The sequence below is a fragment of the uncultured Plantibacter sp. genome (assembly GCF_963518075.1).
Classification (GTDB): Bacteria; Actinomycetota; Actinomycetes; order Actinomycetales; family Microbacteriaceae; genus Plantibacter; species Plantibacter flavus_A.
The window spans coordinates 231717-247129 of sequence record NZ_CAUQHZ010000003.1 but is presented as its reverse complement, the minus strand read 5'-3'; the positions used below and the strand labels follow the sequence as shown (position 1 = coordinate 247129).

Annotated in this window: 15 protein-coding genes and 1 tRNA gene; 7 read left to right on the top strand and 9 right to left on the bottom strand. The window is 68.5% G+C overall.

The window, feature by feature from the left end:
* Positions 1–10: 10 nt before the first annotated feature.
* Positions 11–86: transfer RNA gene (locus RWN05_RS06400), tRNA-Lys, on the bottom strand.
* Between the two features lie 129 nt (positions 87–215).
* Here RWN05_RS06400 and RWN05_RS06395 point away from each other — a divergent pair.
* From RWN05_RS06395 to RWN05_RS06385, 3 genes are all read left to right on the top strand, one after another.
* Complete coding sequence (locus RWN05_RS06395) at positions 216–845, top strand: DNA-directed RNA polymerase subunit beta (protein ID WP_079001787.1); 630 nt, start codon at positions 216–218, stop codon at positions 843–845.
* Between the two features lie 348 nt (positions 846–1193).
* The gene (sigK, locus tag RWN05_RS06390) at positions 1194–1784 is read left to right on the top strand and encodes an ECF RNA polymerase sigma factor SigK (protein WP_231884414.1); all 591 of its coding nucleotides are present in this window, start codon (positions 1194–1196) and stop codon (positions 1782–1784) included.
* Entirely contained in the window at positions 1781–2629 is an 849-nt protein-coding gene (locus RWN05_RS06385) for an anti-sigma factor domain-containing protein (protein ID WP_079001790.1), read from the top strand. Before sigK ends, RWN05_RS06385 begins: the two co-directional genes overlap by 4 nt.
* A gap of 126 nt (positions 2630–2755) precedes the next feature.
* Here the strand turns inward: RWN05_RS06385 and pstB are convergent, their stop codons facing one another.
* From pstB to RWN05_RS06345, 8 genes are all read right to left on the bottom strand, one after another.
* A complete protein-coding gene (pstB, locus tag RWN05_RS06380) occupies positions 2756–3535 on the bottom strand; it encodes a phosphate ABC transporter ATP-binding protein PstB (protein WP_056007815.1) in 780 nt (259 codons plus the stop codon).
* A 20-nt stretch (positions 3536–3555) separates the two neighbouring features.
* A complete protein-coding gene (pstA, locus tag RWN05_RS06375; RefSeq protein WP_314138986.1) occupies positions 3556–4656 on the bottom strand; it encodes a phosphate ABC transporter permease PstA in 1101 nt (366 codons plus the stop codon).
* Positions 4656–5600: a phosphate ABC transporter permease subunit PstC gene (pstC, locus tag RWN05_RS06370; RefSeq protein WP_064296608.1), complete on the bottom strand. Its 945-nt coding sequence runs from the start codon at positions 5598–5600 to the stop codon at positions 4656–4658. Before pstC ends, pstA begins: the two co-directional genes overlap by 1 nt.
* Before the next feature lie 130 nt (positions 5601–5730).
* Positions 5731–6822 (bottom strand): phosphate ABC transporter substrate-binding protein PstS, encoded by a 1092-nt coding sequence (gene pstS / locus RWN05_RS06365; RefSeq protein ID WP_399542884.1) that lies wholly within the window; start codon positions 6820–6822, stop codon positions 5731–5733.
* A 194-nt stretch (positions 6823–7016) separates the two neighbouring features.
* Positions 7017–7955 (bottom strand): NUDIX domain-containing protein, encoded by a 939-nt coding sequence (locus RWN05_RS06360; protein ID WP_064296606.1) that lies wholly within the window; start codon positions 7953–7955, stop codon positions 7017–7019.
* 52 nt (positions 7956–8007) lie between these two features.
* Complete coding sequence (locus tag RWN05_RS06355; protein ID WP_064296605.1) at positions 8008–10203, bottom strand: RNA degradosome polyphosphate kinase; 2196 nt, start codon at positions 10201–10203, stop codon at positions 8008–8010.
* 90 nt (positions 10204–10293) lie between these two features.
* The gene (gene mshD / locus RWN05_RS06350; protein WP_079001796.1) at positions 10294–11199 is read right to left on the bottom strand and encodes a mycothiol synthase; all 906 of its coding nucleotides are present in this window, start codon (positions 11197–11199) and stop codon (positions 10294–10296) included.
* Positions 11171–11860: a response regulator transcription factor gene (locus RWN05_RS06345; RefSeq protein ID WP_205847579.1), complete on the bottom strand. Its 690-nt coding sequence runs from the start codon at positions 11858–11860 to the stop codon at positions 11171–11173. The genes mshD and RWN05_RS06345 overlap by 29 nt, the downstream gene beginning before the upstream one ends.
* A 110-nt stretch (positions 11861–11970) precedes the next feature.
* Between RWN05_RS06345 and RWN05_RS06340 the strand changes: the two genes are divergently transcribed.
* From RWN05_RS06340 to RWN05_RS06325, 4 genes are all read left to right on the top strand, one after another.
* Complete coding sequence (locus RWN05_RS06340) at positions 11971–12261, top strand: hypothetical protein (RefSeq protein WP_064296602.1); 291 nt, start codon at positions 11971–11973, stop codon at positions 12259–12261.
* A 134-nt stretch (positions 12262–12395) separates the two neighbouring features.
* Positions 12396–13100, top strand: coding sequence for an FABP family protein (locus RWN05_RS06335; RefSeq protein WP_071259388.1), 705 nt, complete (start codon positions 12396–12398; stop codon positions 13098–13100).
* 1 nt (position 13101) lies between these two features.
* The gene (locus tag RWN05_RS06330; protein ID WP_314138984.1) at positions 13102–14268 is read left to right on the top strand and encodes a glycine cleavage T C-terminal barrel domain-containing protein; all 1167 of its coding nucleotides are present in this window, start codon (positions 13102–13104) and stop codon (positions 14266–14268) included.
* A 5-nt stretch (positions 14269–14273) separates the two neighbouring features.
* Complete coding sequence (locus tag RWN05_RS06325) at positions 14274–15398, top strand: FUSC family protein (protein WP_314138983.1); 1125 nt, start codon at positions 14274–14276, stop codon at positions 15396–15398.
* Positions 15399–15413 lie beyond the last annotated feature (15 nt).

Here is a 15413-nt window from a genome sequence, read left to right as displayed (position 1 = left end):
GCCGCGTCCGTGGTGGGCCCGGTGGGGCTCGAACCCACGACCCGCGGATTAAAAGTCCGATGCTCTGCCAACTGAGCTACAGGCCCATACGCGCTCTACTCTACGAGATTTCGACGGCACCCGTTGACGCGCGGGTCCGGGCGACGGGGGAGGATCGCCCGCCGGGACGAGTACCGTTGTCGGGTGCGCGAAGCGCGTCGCAGGGAGGAGCAGGCATGACCGAGGGATTCCATCGTCCGACGAAGCTGCCGCCGTCGATGCTCGAAGCGATCCAGGGTGGTCTCGACCCGGAGGCCGTGTCGAGGATCACGCACGAGACGGCCGTCGCACTCCTCACCCGGGTGCGGGCGGACCCGGACCCTGCCGTGGTCGATCGCCTCGTGACGTACACGGACGAGCACGGGATCGACGCCATCGCGGAGCTCTGGTCGCACGCCAGCCCGCGGAGTCTCCCAGGAGCCCTCTGGCGGATCTACCTACTGCGCCTGCTCATCCGGCAGGACCCGGTGGGGACGAGCTTCAGCTTCCAGCGGGGCACCGAGCTCATCACCACCGTCGACCCCGTGATCGCCGGCGCGGCCGAACCGACCGGGCCTGAGGAGATCATCGTCCTCGCCGACCAGATCCTCCGTGGCCTGTACACCGGTGACTTCGCGATCGCCCTCGAGCGGGCGGCCTCCTTCTGTCGGATCAACGCGGTCGGCTGCACCTCCCTCGCGGACGACCGGGACGCCGTCGACCCCGCAGACGCCGCGAGACTCACCACGAAAGCCGCGCGGTTCGGCACCATCGCCGAGGAACTCGCCGGCTGCGCGCGGCTGTGGCGCTCCGACTCCCTGGACTGATGCGACCCGTCCGGTCAAGGCCCGGTACCTGGGAATATCCATCGCCGATCACTTGCTACACTGATTCAGCCGGGCCGCAGTAACCCCGGGCTCCAAAAATCGCCGCTTCGAGCGGCCTTGCGCCGAGAGGCGTTTCTGCGGCCTGGCACTTGCTTTCTCCGGAGGTCTTCGCCCTCCTGACGCCCATTCCGTGATGACACCGGAACTGGGGTGTCGAATAGCGTCGATTCCTCCAATCGGATCCCGGGTCGGCACCGAACTCCGTGTATGACCGCCGCACTGTACACGCAGACCCGACCTCGGGTGGGCGTCGCGCAAACGGCCGGTGTCCGTGAGAAGCTAAGACTTGTGACCACGGGACCGGAAGCCGACGCTGCACCGCAGGTGTCATTGGCGAACGTGCTCGACGCGCTCCTCGTCCGAGTGGCCGGCGGCGACCAGGTCGCGTTCAGCGAGCTGTACGACCACATCGCCCCGCGGGTCCTCGGACTCGTCAAGCGGGTGCTCGTCGACCACGCGCAGTCCGAAGAGGTCACCCAGGAGGTGTTCCTGGAGGTCTGGCAGAACGCCCAGAAGTTCGAGGCGGGCAAGGGCACGGCGACGACCTGGGTGCTCACCATGGCCCACCGTCGTGCGATCGACCGCGTGCGCGCCTCACAGGCCGGACGCGACCGCGACCTCAAGATCGGCATCCGCGACTTCGACGAGCGTGTCGACAACGTGCAGGAGACGGTCGAGATCCGGATCGAGCACGAGCGCGTCAAGCGGGCCTTCGTCCGCTTGAGCGAGCTGCAACGCGAGGCTGTTTCGCTCGCCTACTACGGCGGCTACAGTCACAGCGAGATCTCGAACCTGCTCGGCGTGCCGATCGGCACGGTGAAGACCAGGTTGCGAGACGGAATGATCAGACTTCGAGACGAGTTGGGGGTGCGTACATGACCGAGCGAGACGATGCAACAGACCTGGCAGCCGGAAACGCGCTGCACACCCTGACCCCGCGCGAGCAGGAGCGGTTCGACCGCCTGCGAGCCGAACACGAGTCCGTCCGCGAGGAAGCGGCGGAATTCGAGGAGACCGTCGCCATGCTCGACCTCGCAGCACCTCCCGTGCAGCCGTCGGCAGCGCTCAAGAACTCGCTCATGGCCGCGATCCAGAACCTGCCGCAGCTGTCCGCTGACGCCCCCGTCGATGCTCCTGTCGCAGAGGTGCAGGCGCTTCCGACCGCGGTCCCGGAGGTCGACGAGACGCCGGTCTCGACACCGACGACCACGCCGCCCGCTGCAGCAGCGACCACCCCGGTGGTCGGTGCGGCGGAACGCAAGGCCGCCTCACGGTGGCGTCGCAGCGTCGTCGGCATGGTGGTCGGCGCCGCAGCAGCGGTCGGCCTCATCTTCGGCGGTGTCGGACTCGCGAACACCTTCGGTGGTGGATCCCTCACGCAGACGGTCGCGCTCGCGGAGATCAACGCGGCGTCCGACGTCCAGCGCGCGAAGGTGTCGATGGACGATGCGACGGCGACCCTCGTCTGGTCGGGTGAGCTCGGCAAGTCCGCCCTGCTCGTCGACGGACTCGGGTCCCTGCCGTCGGACAAGGTCTACGAACTCTGGTACATCGGCGAGGGAGGCCCGGTCTCGGCCGGCACCTTCTCGGCAGCGAACGGCACCACCTGGCGTGTCCTCGACGGCGCCATGAGTGCGGGCGACAAGGTCGGCGTGACGGTCGAGCCGCAGGGTGGCTCCAAGCAGCCCACCACCGATCCGATCATGGTCATCGAGACGGCGTAGTCCGTTCCCTCCGGTCCGCGAGAGCCTGTCGGCAGGCTTCACCTCGACAGACTCGCGGACGTGCTGCGGACGACGACAGCCCCGCCCGGGAATCCCGGGCGGGGCTGTCGTGGTGCCGGCGTCAGATCAACCGAAGCGACCCGAGACGTAGTCCTCGGTCGCCTGGACGGACGGCTTCGAGAACATCGTCGTGGTGTCGTCGTACTCGATGAGCTTGCCCGGCTTGCCGGTGCCCGCGATGTTGAAGAACGCGGTCTTGTCGCTGACGCGGCTCGCCTGCTGCATGTTGTGCGTCACGATCACGATCGTGTACTCCTGCTTGAGCTCCTCGATGAGGTCTTCGATGGCGAGCGTGGAGATCGGGTCGAGGGCCGAGCAGGGCTCGTCCATCAGGACGACGTCGGGGGAGACTGCGATGGCGCGGGCGATGCAGAGACGCTGCTGCTGACCACCGGAGAGGCCGGAGCCCGGCTTGTCGAGGCGGTCCTTCACCTCGTTCCAGAGGTTGGCGCCCTGGAGCGAACGCTCGACGAGCGCGTCCTGGTCGGACTTCGACATCTTCCGGTTGTTGAGCTTGACGCCCGCGAGGACGTTCTCCTTGATGCTCATCGTCGGGAACGGGTTCGGGCGCTGGAAGACCATGCCGACCTGGCGACGGACGAGGACCGGGTCGACGCCCGGGCCGTAGAGGTTGTTGCCGTCGATGAGGACCTCGCCCTCGACGCGTGCGCCGGGGATGACCTCGTGCATGCGGTTCAGGGTGCGGAGGAAGGTCGACTTCCCACAGCCGGAGGGGCCGATGAACGCGGTGACCGTGCGGGGCTGGATCTGGAGGGAGACGCCCTCGACGGCCATGAAGCTGCCGTAGAAGACGTTGAGGTCGTTGACTTCGATGCTCTTGGACACGGGGTTCCTTTGCTCGCGGCCTAGCGGCCGAACTTGGGGGCGAAGATCTTGGCGATGAGTCGGGCGATGAGGTTCAGCGCCATGACGATGAGGATGAGGACGAGCGCGCCGGTCCAGGCGCGGTCCACGTAGGAGGCCCCGTCGGTGCCCTGGTTCGCGTACTGGGTGTACACGAAGACCGGGAGGGTCATCATCGGGCCGTCGAAGAGGTTGTAGTTCATGCTCTGGGTGAAGCCGGCGATGATCAGGAGGGGCGCGGTCTCACCGATGACGCGGGCGACGGCGAGCGTCACACCGGTGATGATGCCGGCGATCGAGGTCGGGAGGACGATCTTGAGGATGGTCAGCCACTTCGGCACACCGAGCGCGTAGGAGGCCTCGCGCAGTTCGTTCGGAACGAGCTTCAGCATCTCCTCGCTCGACCGCACGACGACGGGGATCATGAGCAGCGACAGCGCGATGGCGCCTCCGATGCCGAGCCGGACGCCCGGGCCGAAGAAGATCGCGAGGAGGGCGAACGCGAACAGGCCGGCGACGATCGACGGGATGCCGGTCATGACGTCGACCAGGAAGGTGATGCCCTGCGCCAGCCGTCCACGGCCGTACTCGACGAGGTAGATGGCGGTCAGGATGCCGATCGGGATGGAGATGATCGACGTGGCCAGCGTGATGAGCAGCGTGCCGGTGATGGCGTGCAGCGCGCCACCGCCCTCACCGACGACGTTCCGCATCGACAGCGAGAAGTAGTTGAGGTCGAACCGGGCGGCGCCGGCCGAGATCACCGTGATGGCGACCGAGACGAGCGGCAGGAGGGCGACGACGAAGGCCGCGGTCACCAGGGTGGTGAGCAGGCGGTCCTTGGCCTTCCGGCGACCTTCGACCATGAGTGACGCGACGTAGACGGTGACCGCGTAGAGCGCGGCGCCGAGCACGACGGCCCCGGGGACGTTGTAGCTCTTGTCGGCGGTCGACTGCTGCAGCAGCAGGAAGATGACTCCGCTGACGATGAGGCTGCCCGCGAGGATGGTGAGCGGAGCGAACTTCGGCAGCTTGCCCGCGGTGAGCGAGTTGGAGAACGGCGTGGCGATGGACGCCTGACGGCGGTCGGTCGTGGCGGTCATCAGTTCGCTCCCGAGAATTCTTTACGACGGTTGACGATGAGTCTGGCGATGAAGTTCACCACGAAGGTGATGATGAACAGGATCAGGCCGGTGGCGATGAGCTTGTTCACGTCGATGCCGAAGGACTCGGGGAAGTTCAGGGCGATGTTCGCCGCGATGGTGTTCGGGTTGCTCGAGGTGAGCAGGAAGAACGAGTAGACGGCGGCGGGGGAGAGCACGAGGGCCACAGCCATCGTCTCGCCGAGCGCTCGTCCGAGGCCCAGCATCGAGGCGGACACGATGCCGGGACGGCCGAACGGCAGGACCGCCATCTGGATCATCTCCCAGCGCGTCGCGCCGAGCGCGAGTGCGGCCTCCTCGTGGAGCTTCGGGGTCTGGAGGAAGATCTCCCGGGAGATGGCCGTGATGATCGGGATGATCATGACCGCGAGCACGAGGGCGACGGTGAGGATCGTACGACCGGTGCCGGACACCGTGCCACCGAAGAGCGGGATCCATCCGAGGTTCTCGGACAGCCAGGCGAAGAAGGGCTGGACGAACGGCGCGAGCACGAGCGCGCCCCAGAGGCCGTAGACGACCGACGGCACGGCGGCCAGGAGGTCGATGACGTAGCCGAGGGCGACCGCGAGTCGTCGCGGCGCGTAGTGGGTGATGAAGAGCGCGATCCCGAGCGAGAGCGGCACGGCGATCGCGAGGGCGAGGATGGCCGCCCAGATGGTTCCGAAGACGAAGGGGCCGACGTAGGCCCAGAAGCTCGTCGGAGCACCGGTGAACGACGAGGAGTCGGCCGTGAGGGCCGGGAACGCCTGGACGATGAGGAAGATCGCGACCGCCGCCAGGATGACGAGGATGAGTGATCCGGAGACGAGGGAGAGCGTCGAGAAGACGCGGTCGCCGACTCGTTGCTTGGCTTTGGGTCTCGCAGCTAGGGCCTCGACAGCCATGGGTTCCCGTTCTCTCGATGCGATGGTGGTGCCCCTCGACGGACTCGGGGAGCGGTTACTGCGGGTGTTGCGAGTGCTGGTGACGCAGGTCGAGCGTGCCGGGCAGGGCCCGGCACGCTCGACCGTTGGACTACTTGATGGTCGCGATCGCGTCCTGGACCTTCTTGGCGAGGTCTGCGGAGAGCGGCGCAGCACCGGCCGACTTCGCAGCCTCTTCCTGGCCGGCGTCGCTGGCGATGTAGCCGGCGTACGCCTTGACGAGGTCGGCGACCTTCGGGTCGGCGTACTCCTGGCAGGCGATGAGGTAGCTCACGAGCACGATCGGGTAGTGGGTCGAGTCCGTGGTCTCGCGGTCGAGCTTGATGGCGATGTCGTTCGCCTCGCGGCCTTCGACGAGCGGCGAGCCCTCGACGACGGCGGCAGCACCCTCGGCGCTGTACTCGACGAACTCCTCGCCGACCTTGATCTTCGCGACACCGAGGTCGCCGGCCTTCGACGCGTCGGCGTAGCCGATGGTGCCGGTGCCGCCCTTGACGGTGTCGACGACACCGGAGGTGCCCTTGGCGCCCTCACCCGACTGGAACGGGAAGGTGTCGGCCGGCTCAGCGGTCCAGACGTCGGGCGCGTTCTTGCCCAGGTAGTCGGCGAAGTTCTTCGTCGTACCCGAGTCGTCCGAACGGTGGACGGCGGTGATGGCCGTGGAGGGGAGCTTCGCGTCGGGGTTCAGAGCGACGATCGCCGGGTCGTCCCAGCTGGTGATCTGACCCGCGAAGATCTTCGCGATGGTCGAGGCGTCGAGGTTGAGCTCGTCGACACCCTCGATGTTGAAGATGACTGCGATGGGGGAGATGTAGACCGGGAGGTCGATCGCCTTGGTGTCCGCTGCGCATGCGGCGAAGGTGCTCGTGAGCTCCTCGTCGGACAGCGCCGAGTCGGAACCGGCGAACTGCACACCGCCGGCGATGAACGCCTTGCGGCCGGCGCCGGAGCCGTCGGGGGAGTAGTTGATGGTGACGTCCGGGTTGGCCGTCTGGAAGGCGGCGACCCAGGCTTCCTGGGCGCTGCCCTGCGACGATGCGCCGCTACCGGCCAGGCTGCCCTTGAGGTCGCTGGCGGCTGCGCTCGTGGCTGTGGCGCCGCCTTCGTTGGCCGCACAGGAGGTCAGTGCGACGGCTGCGACTGCTGCTACGACCGCGACGCGGCCGAAACGTGAGAACTTCACAGGGATGTCCATTCATTGGTGTGGGTGCGAGCCGGTGCTGGCTCGTCAGTGACGCTAACCATGCGGCATGACGAGCATCCCCCGTGATGGTAAACAACGGGTGAACGGATATCGACGGATTCATGGCGTCCGACGTGGCGACGCCGCGAATGCACCACGAACGGCCCCTGTTCAGGGGGGGGCGATCGGATGGGTCAGACGCGGGGTTCGTGCGTCTCGATCGCGATGATGCCGGAGCTCGGATTCGTCCGGGAGAGGTGCACGATGGAGAACGCCCCGGTCTCGAGTGCGGCGGCGCTCCCGAGGTAGGAGCCTCGGGTGGACCCGGTGGCGAGCGCGATCTCGTGCAGGATCTCGGGGAGGACCGGCCCGTGGCTGCAGAGGATGGCCGTCTTGAGCGCCCGGACACGGCGACCGACGACCCGGCGGACGTCGGATTCGCCCCGCTCGTAGGCGTCCTGGCTGATGAGGTCGGAGCGTTTGGGCTCGATGCCCGCGGCCGCGGCGATCGGGCTGACGGTGCTGACGCAGCGCACGGCCGTGCTCGTCACGATCTTGCGGGGGCCGAAGGCCAGCAGGGTCGGGACGTTCCCCGCGGCCTGCTTGACCCCGCGCGGCGCCAGTGGCCTGGTCGCGTCCTCGCCGGACCATTCCGAGGGCGACGTGGCCTTCCCGTGGCGCATCGCGATGAGGGCGAAGGTCGCGGTGACACCTTCGTCGACCAGCGCGGCGAAGGCGTCGAGGATCTCCACGTCGCGCTCGTAGCTGAGGTAGCTCCGTGCCCGTTTGACGGTGACCCACTCCAGGGCTGCGACCTCGCCGTTCGGGATGAACGTGCTCTCGCGGACGGCCTGGTCGGTGACCTCCGCGGACCAGTAGTGGACGATCTTCTCGCGACCGCTCGACAGGGGGTACGTGGAGACGCCGAGCGGCACACCGAGGTGGACGCTCAGGCCGGTCTCCTCTTTGATCTCCCGCACGGCCGTCTGCGCGAGCGTCTCCCCGGGATCGACCTTGCCCTTGGGGATCGTGACGTCGCCGTACACCGTCCGGTGGATGACGAGGAGGTGGACCTTGCCGTCGATGAGGCGCCAGCACACGGCACCGGCTGCGTAGATTGCCGTCGTCGTCATAGTCACTGCCTCGTCGTGTCGTGGTGCTCGGGTGGGTCGCGCTGCGGAGTCGTCAGCGACGGTTCCTCGGCCGGCGGCGGGCCGCGGTCTCGAGCATGAGGGAGTCTTGCAGATCCGTGAGCGGTCGTCCGTCAGCGTCGACCGCGTGGCGCGTCCAGACGCCGTCGGCGTCGAGCCACCACGACGACGTCTGCTCGTCGAGTGCCTGCTCGAACATCGCGGCGGTCGCCTCGAGGTGCTTGGGGTCGGTGAGCCTGACGAGCGCCTCGACGCGGCGGTCGAGGTTGCGGTGCATCATGTCGGCACTGCCGATGAACACGTGCGGGTCGCCGTCGTTGTGGAACGAGAAGATGCGCGAGTGTTCGAGGTAGCGCCCGAGGATGGAGCGCACGCGGATCGTCTCGCTCATCCCCGGCTGGCCGGGCTTCAGCGCGCAGATCCCGCGGACCCACAGGTCGACCGGGACCCCCGCCTGGCTGGCTCGGTAGAGCGCGTCGATGATCGCCTCGTCCACCATCGAGTTGACCTTGATGCGGATCCCGGACGGCTTGCCCTCCTCGGCGTTCGTGCGCTCCTGCTCGATGTGCTTGAGGAGGCCCTTGCGCAGGTGGCGCGGCGCGACGAGGAGGCGCTTGAACTTCTTCTCGATCGCGTAGCCGGACAGCTCGTTGAAGAGGCGGGTGAGGTCCTTACCGACCTGGTCGTCGGCCGTGAAGAGACCGAGGTCCTCGTAGATGCGGCTCGTCTTCGGGTTGTAGTTGCCCGTGCCGATGTGGCTGTAGTGGCGCAGGACCCCGCGCTCCTGTCGGACGACGAGCGCGAGCTTGCAGTGCGTCTTCAGTCCGACGAGGCCGTAGACGACGTGGACGCCGGCCTTCTCGAGCTTCCTGGCCCAGGAGATGTTGTTCTGCTCGTCGAACCGGGCCTTGATCTCGACCAGCGCGAGGACCTGCTTGCCGGCCTCCGCCGCGTCGATGAGTGCTTCGACGATGGGGCTGTCGCCCGAGGTCCGGTACAGGGTCTGCTTGATCGCGAGCACGTGCGGGTCGGCGGCGGCCTGCTCGATGAACGCCTGCACGCTCGTGGCGAAGGACTCGTACGGGTGGTGGACCAGGACGTCCTCACGGGCGATCGACCGGAAGAGGTCGGGCTTGCCGTTCGGTTCGTCGGGCTGGAACTGCAGCGCCGTGGTCGGTACCCGCTTCGGGTACTGGAGGTCCGGACGGTCGATGCCGGCGAGGCTGAAGAGGCCGCCGAGGTCGAGCGGCGATGGCAGGCGGTAGACCTCCTGCTCGGTGATGTCGAGTTCGCGGACGAGGAGTCCGAGGGTGACGTCGTCCATGTCGTCGGTGATCTCGAGCCGGATGGGCGGCCCGAACCGGCGGCGCAGCAGCTCCTTCTCGAGTGCCTGGATGAGGTTCTCGGTCTCGTCCTCCTCGATCACCATGTCCTCGTTGCGCGTGACGCGGAAGACGTGGTGGTCGACGATCTCCATGCCGGGGAAGAGGTGGCCGAGGTGGTTGGCGATGACCTCCTCGAGGGCGATGTAGCGCACGCTGGGGGCGGTGTCCAGCGACGCGGAACGGCGCTCCGCCGGACCGACGCGGACGAAGCGCGGCATCATCTGCGGGACCTTGAGCCGGGCGAACTCCTCGCGCCCGGTCCGGGTGTTCCGCACTCGGACCGCGAGGTTCAACGAGAGGCCGGAGATGTAGGGGAACGGGTGGGCCGGGTCCACCGCGAGCGGCATGAGCACCGGGAAGACCTGGTTGCTGAAGTATTCGCTGAGGTATTCGCGGTCGGCTGCGTCGAGTGAATCCCAGGTGACGACCGTGACACCGCGTTCGGCGAGGTCGGGGCGGACGAGGTCGTGCCAGGCGCGGGCGTGCCGTTCCTGCAGGACGTGCGCTTGCTGCGAGATCTCGGACAGGACGTCGGCCGGCGCGTTGCCGACGTTCGTCGGGACCGCCAGGCCCGTGAGGATGCGGCGCTTCAGGCCGGCGACCCGCACCATGAAGAACTCGTCGAGGTTCGAGGCGAAGATCGCGAGGAAGTTGGCGCGTTCGAGGACGGGTAGCGCGGGGTCTTCGGCGAGCTCGAGCACACGCTGGTTGAAGGCGAGCCAGCTGAGTTCGCGGTCGAGGTAGCGGTGTTCGGGCAGCGCGGGATCGTTCCGCTCGAAGGCGGGGTCGAAGTCCTCTTCGTCCCCATCGAGGCCGACATCGAGCACGGTTGGGTCTGCTGGCATGCCTTCATCATGACACCGTGGCGGGGGTGGTCGCGACGACTGCGGTGAACACTGTGTAAATGCCGCAGCGCCACACCGCTGTGGAGGGGATCAGGCGTCGGTTCTCGCGTACTGCACGTCGATGGTGTGGTCGGTGAATCCGAGCGATCGGTACAGCGACACCGCAGGGAGGTTGTCGGCTTCGACGTACAGCGTGACCGCCTCCACCCGTCGATCCCGCAGGCGGGCCAGGCCGGCCTCCATCAGGAGCCGCCCGAGCCCTCGGCCACTGGCCGCCGGGTGCACGCCGACCGCGTACACCTCGCCGACCGTGTCCTCGACCTTCAACCAGATGAACCCGAGGAGGTCGCCGTCGGAGCCTCGTGCGAGCAGGAAGTCGTCGGCGTCGAACCAGGACTCGGCCTCCCGGGCGCGGAGATCGTCGAGGGTCATGCGTCCCTGCTCGGGGTGGTCGGCGAAGGCGAGCGCGTTGACCTCGAGCCACTCCTCCTCGTCGGCTCCCGGCCGGAACGTGCCGACCGTGACATCAGCGTGCCCGGCGGTGGCCGGTCGCGCACGGCTCGTGGGCGTCTTGGTCAGGCGGAGCTGCAGCAGCGTCCTGATCGGCGAGAAGCCGAACTCCTGCGCGAGCACCCGGGAGGCGGGGTGGTCGCCATGTGCCCAGATGCGCACCTGCGGGGGACAGTTGGCGAGGACGCCGCGCAGTGCGGCGCGACCGTAGCCGTGGCCCCGCCACTCGGGCTCGACGACGAACTCCAGCTCGCCATGTCCGAGGATGGCCGCACCCACGACGGCGAAGTCGTCGGGGTCGACCGGCGGGTCCTGTGGTTCGACGGCGAGGATCAGCGTCCGGGCGCCGGACGCGGCGTCGATGAGCGACTGATCGCTGAACGGCGGCTGGCCGTCGACGAGCGACGCCGTGCGCACGACGCGCTCGAGCGCATCCCGGGTGCGGGCGTCGTCGACGTTACGAACCGACAGTGTCAGCCGGGGCATGATCGTCCTCGTAAACGTTGAAGCGGTAGCCGACGTTGCGCACGGTGCCGATGAGCTGCTCGAGGTCGCCGAGCTTGGCGCGCAACCGGCGGACGTGGACGTCGACGGTTCGCGTGCCACCGAAGTAGTCGTAGCCCCACACCTCGCTCAGCAACTGCTCGCGCGTGAACACCCGGGAGGGGTGGGTCGCGAAGAAGCGGAGCAGTTCGAACTCCTTGAAGGTGAGGTCGAGCGGCTTGCCGTGGACCTTGGCGGAGTAGCTGGCCTCGTCGATGACGACGCCGGACGCCTGGATCTTGCTCGCCGAGTGCTCCTGCGAGGCGCGGCCGATCGCGAGCCGGATCCGCGCGTCGACCTCGGCCGGCCCGGCGGATTCGAGGATGACGTCGTTCACGCCCCAGTCGGCGCTGACGGCCGTGAGGCCGCCCTCGGTCAGGATGAGGAGGAGCGGGACCGACAGCCCGGACGCACCGAGGATCTTGCAGAGCGACTTGGCGCTCGCGAGATCCTGGCGGGCGTCGACGAGGACGAGATCCGAACTCGGAGCGTTCACGAGTTGTGCGGGGTCGGCGGGGATCTGCCGGGTGCGGTGGCTCAGGAGCCCGAGGGATGGGAGGACCTCGGTGCCGACCATGGAGGTCAAGACCAAAATTTGCGCCACGCGCATCCTCCCGACTGAGTTTGGAACCATATTAGGCGAACGACCGTACCCCACGTCGCACCGGGTGCCGGCTGGTGGTCCGATGGCGTCCGCTCTGTGACAATGGGTCCGTGAGCGAAACCACTCTCTCCCCCCGGCTGCGCTGGATCAGCGTCGTCTCCATCTGGGCGCTCGCGCTCGTCGGTGTCGTCGTGTCCGGCCTGCTCTGGAGCCCGGGGGAGACCTTCTTCGGGCTGTCGGCCACGCTCGGCCTCTGCACGCTGGCCGCGTTCTCGGCACAGCTGTTGACGCGGCAGAAGGTGGGATTCGTCGATCGGATGTCGACGAGCGTCACCGGCGCCGTCCTCATCCTCGCCATCGGCGGTGCCGTGTATGGCCTCATCGCCCTGGCCTCGGGGTAGACTTTCTCCCATGCTGCTCGCTCTCGAAATCTTCTTCATCGGCTTGCTCGTCCTCGCCAGCCTCGCCATCGCGTTCACCGCGGTGGTCGTGCTGAAGAACCTGTACCGCGGTCAGCGCTAGTCCGGGTCCCTCGATGATCGAGATCCCGAGCGGCCTGCCGAGCGAACTGGTCCCGCTGTCGTGGCTCATCGGCGTCTGGGAGGGCACCGGCGTCATCGACTACCGGGTCGGCGACGAGACCGTGACCCGCGAGTTCGGTCAGCGCGTGAGCTTCAGCCACGACGGCCTGCCGTACCTGAACTACAACTCCTACACCTGGCTCCTGCCTGAGCAGCCCCCGCGTGACGCCGAGGGGGCCTCGTCCACGGACGAGGACGCCCTGTCGGACGACACCGCTGCGGACGTCGCGCCTGAGGCGCACCCGGTCGACGAGTCCGGTGTGCCCGAACCGCTCGTCACCGAGACGGGTTACTGGCGCCTCGAGCGCCCGTTGATCGAAGGCGATCCCGGGCCGGGGATGCTCCCAGGGCAGGGCCCCCGCCCGTTCGGCACGGCGCAGTCGGTCGAGACCCTGCGTACGTCGACCGGCGCCTTCCCCCTGCAGGTCTCGATCGTCCACCCGAACGGTGTGAGCGAGCTCTACCTCGGTCAGATCGACGGCCCGCGAATCGACCTCGCGACCGACGCCGTCGTCCGGACCGCTGGAGCCAAGGAGTACGCCGCCGCGACCCGCCTGTACGGCCTCGTCGAGAACCACCTGCTCTGGGCCTGGGACATCGCCGCCCTCGGGCAGGACCTCCGGACGCACGCCTCGGCGCGCCTGGCCAAAGCCGACTGACGTGACCGATCCCACCGGAGCGGTCACGCCGGAAGCGATTCCGGGCTCGCCCTTCCTCACGCTGCCGGGTGCCGTCGAACAGGCGGACGCCGTCGACCACGGCGTCCCCTCCCATTACGGCAGCCCGAACATCGAGCAGCGCCTCATCGCCAGCGGGAAGGCGATCGTCGACCTGTCGAACCGTGGCATCGTGACGGTCACCGGCCCTGATCGGCTGAGCTGGCTCAACTCCATCACGAGCCAGGAGCTGCGCTCGCTGTCCGCCGGCATCTCCACGGAGACCCTCTTCCTCGACCAGAGCGGCCGGATCGAGCACGCGGTCAAGCTGCTCGACGACGGGACGACCACGTGGCTCGTCACCGAGGCCGACGATGCTGCGCCCCTCCACGCCTGGCTCGACCGGATGCGGTTCATGCTGCGCGTCGAGGTGGCCATCGTGACCGAGCAGTACGCCGTGATCGGCGCGGCGGCGGGTCTCGCGGTCGCGGCCGCGGAGCCGAACGGCATGCCGCTCGTCTGGCACGATCCGTGGTCCGATGTCGCGGTCGGCGGGCATCAGTACGCGACGGGTGAGCACCCGGGTGCAGCGTGGACATGGACCGAGACGATCGTCGCGCGCGAGCAGCTCGAGTCGCTCGTGCAGCAGATCCGTGCGGGGGCGTTCTCTGCCGCGGGTTCGTTGGCCGCAGAAGCCCTGCGCATCGCCGCGTGGCGCCCGCGGTTGCAGTCCGAGGTCGACGAGCGGAGCATCCCGCACGAGCTCGACTGGCTGCGCTCGGCCGTCCACTTGAACAAGGGCTGCTATCGCGGTCAGGAGACGGTCGCCAAGGTGCACAACCTCGGGCACCCGCCGCGTCGCCTCGTCATGCTCCTCCTCGACGGCTCCGACGCGGTGCTGCCACCGGCCGGTTCGAACGTGGTGCTCGTCGGCGATGGTGACGACGCGACCCGGAAACCCGTCGGACGCATCACCTCGAGCGCAATCCACCACGAGTTGGGCCCGGTGGCGTTGGCGATCGTCAAGCGCTCCGCGGATCCGGCGGCCGTGCTGACGGTGGAGGCCGACGGCATCGACGTCGCGGCGTCGCAGGAGATCGTCGTGCCGGCGGATGCCGGGGCCACGGCGAACGTGCCGCGGCTGCCGCGACTCGGCGCCGTCCGGCGCTGACCCCGGTGGGGAGCGACGGCGCCTCGGACCCGGGCGTACGGATCGACCGATGGACCGCCGCGGTTCGTCGCCGCATCGCACTCGGCGACGCCTGGCATCGTCTCGTCGGATCCGTGCCGGCGGTGCTGCAGGTCAGCGCCACGGCGATCGGTGCGTACGCGTTCTCCCACTACGTGCTCGGGCACGCCGTGCCACTCCTCGCCTTGACCGTGACGATCTCGAGTCTCGGGTTCGTTCGCGACGCCCGCCCGATCCGGGTCCTCGAGACGGCCGTCGGGATGAGCGTCGGGATCGCGCTGGCCGAGATCCTGCTCCTCGGCTTCGGTCAGGGGACGTGGCAACTCGCGGTCGCGCTCGTGCTCACATTGCTCGTCGCCCGGTTCCTGTCGCCGGCGGCGTCGTTCGCGATCGCGGCGGCGGTGCAGTCCGTCCTCGTCATGCTCCTGCCCGTGCCTGACGGCGGCCCGTTCGTGCGCACCCTCGACGGACTGATCGGCGGGGTCTTCGCCCTGCTCGCGACCGCGCTCATCCCGCGCGACCCGCGCCGGAGTGCTCGCCGTGACGGCCAGCGGCTCATCGACGAACACGTCCGGACCCTCGCCTCGCTCGTCGCCGCCCTCCGTCTCGGCGACCTCGAGGAGGCGGACCGCGCGCTCGCACGGGCGAGGGCCACCCAGCCGGCCCTGGACGCGTGGCGCGGAACCCTCGACTCAGGACTCGCCATCGCGCGCATCTCGCCGTTCCTCCGCAAGGCGGTGTTCGACCTGGAACGGCAGCGGACCATGCTCGACGGCATGGACCTCGCGACCCGCAACCTCCGGGTGATCGCCCGGCGCATCGACTACGTGTCGCGCGACGCCACGAGCCGTCCCGAGCTCGCCGACCTGCTCGCGCGCACCTCCGTCGCGCTCGGCATCCTGTCGCAGTCGATCGGCGACATCGCCCAGCAGCCGGTCGCGAGGCAATCGCTGCTCGAGATCGCGAAGCACCTCGAGCCGGTCGCGGTGCTCCCCGACGCCTCGGTCTCCGAGCAGGCGCTCGTGCTCGTACTCCGGCCGTACCTCGTCGATCTGCTCACGGCGACGGGGCTGCCGACGCCGGAGGCGCAGGCGGCGCTGCCCTCGCTCTAACGGCTGCGTTCCCCG

What these genes read in the sequence shown, in the direction of transcription:
- RWN05_RS06395 (WP_079001787.1), top strand. Translation starts at nt 216, where the DNA reads ATGACCGAGGGATTCCATCGTCCGACGAAGCTGCCGCCGTCGATGCTC.
- RWN05_RS06385 (WP_079001790.1), top strand. Translation starts at nt 1,781, where the DNA reads ATGACCGAGCGAGACGATGCAACAGACCTGGCAGCCGGAAACGCGCTG.
- pstA (WP_314138986.1), bottom strand. Translation starts at nt 4,656, where the DNA reads ATGACCGCCACGACCGACCGCCGTCAGGCGTCCATCGCCACGCCGTTC.
- pstC (WP_064296608.1), bottom strand. Translation starts at nt 5,600, where the DNA reads ATGGCTGTCGAGGCCCTAGCTGCGAGACCCAAAGCCAAGCAACGAGTC.
- RWN05_RS06360 (WP_064296606.1), bottom strand. Translation starts at nt 7,955, where the DNA reads ATGACGACGACGGCAATCTACGCAGCCGGTGCCGTGTGCTGGCGCCTC.
- RWN05_RS06355 (WP_064296605.1), bottom strand. Translation starts at nt 10,203, where the DNA reads ATGCCAGCAGACCCAACCGTGCTCGATGTCGGCCTCGATGGGGACGAA.
- mshD (WP_079001796.1), bottom strand. Translation starts at nt 11,199, where the DNA reads ATGCCCCGGCTGACACTGTCGGTTCGTAACGTCGACGACGCCCGCACC.
- RWN05_RS06335 (WP_071259388.1), top strand. Translation starts at nt 12,396, where the DNA reads ATGATCGAGATCCCGAGCGGCCTGCCGAGCGAACTGGTCCCGCTGTCG.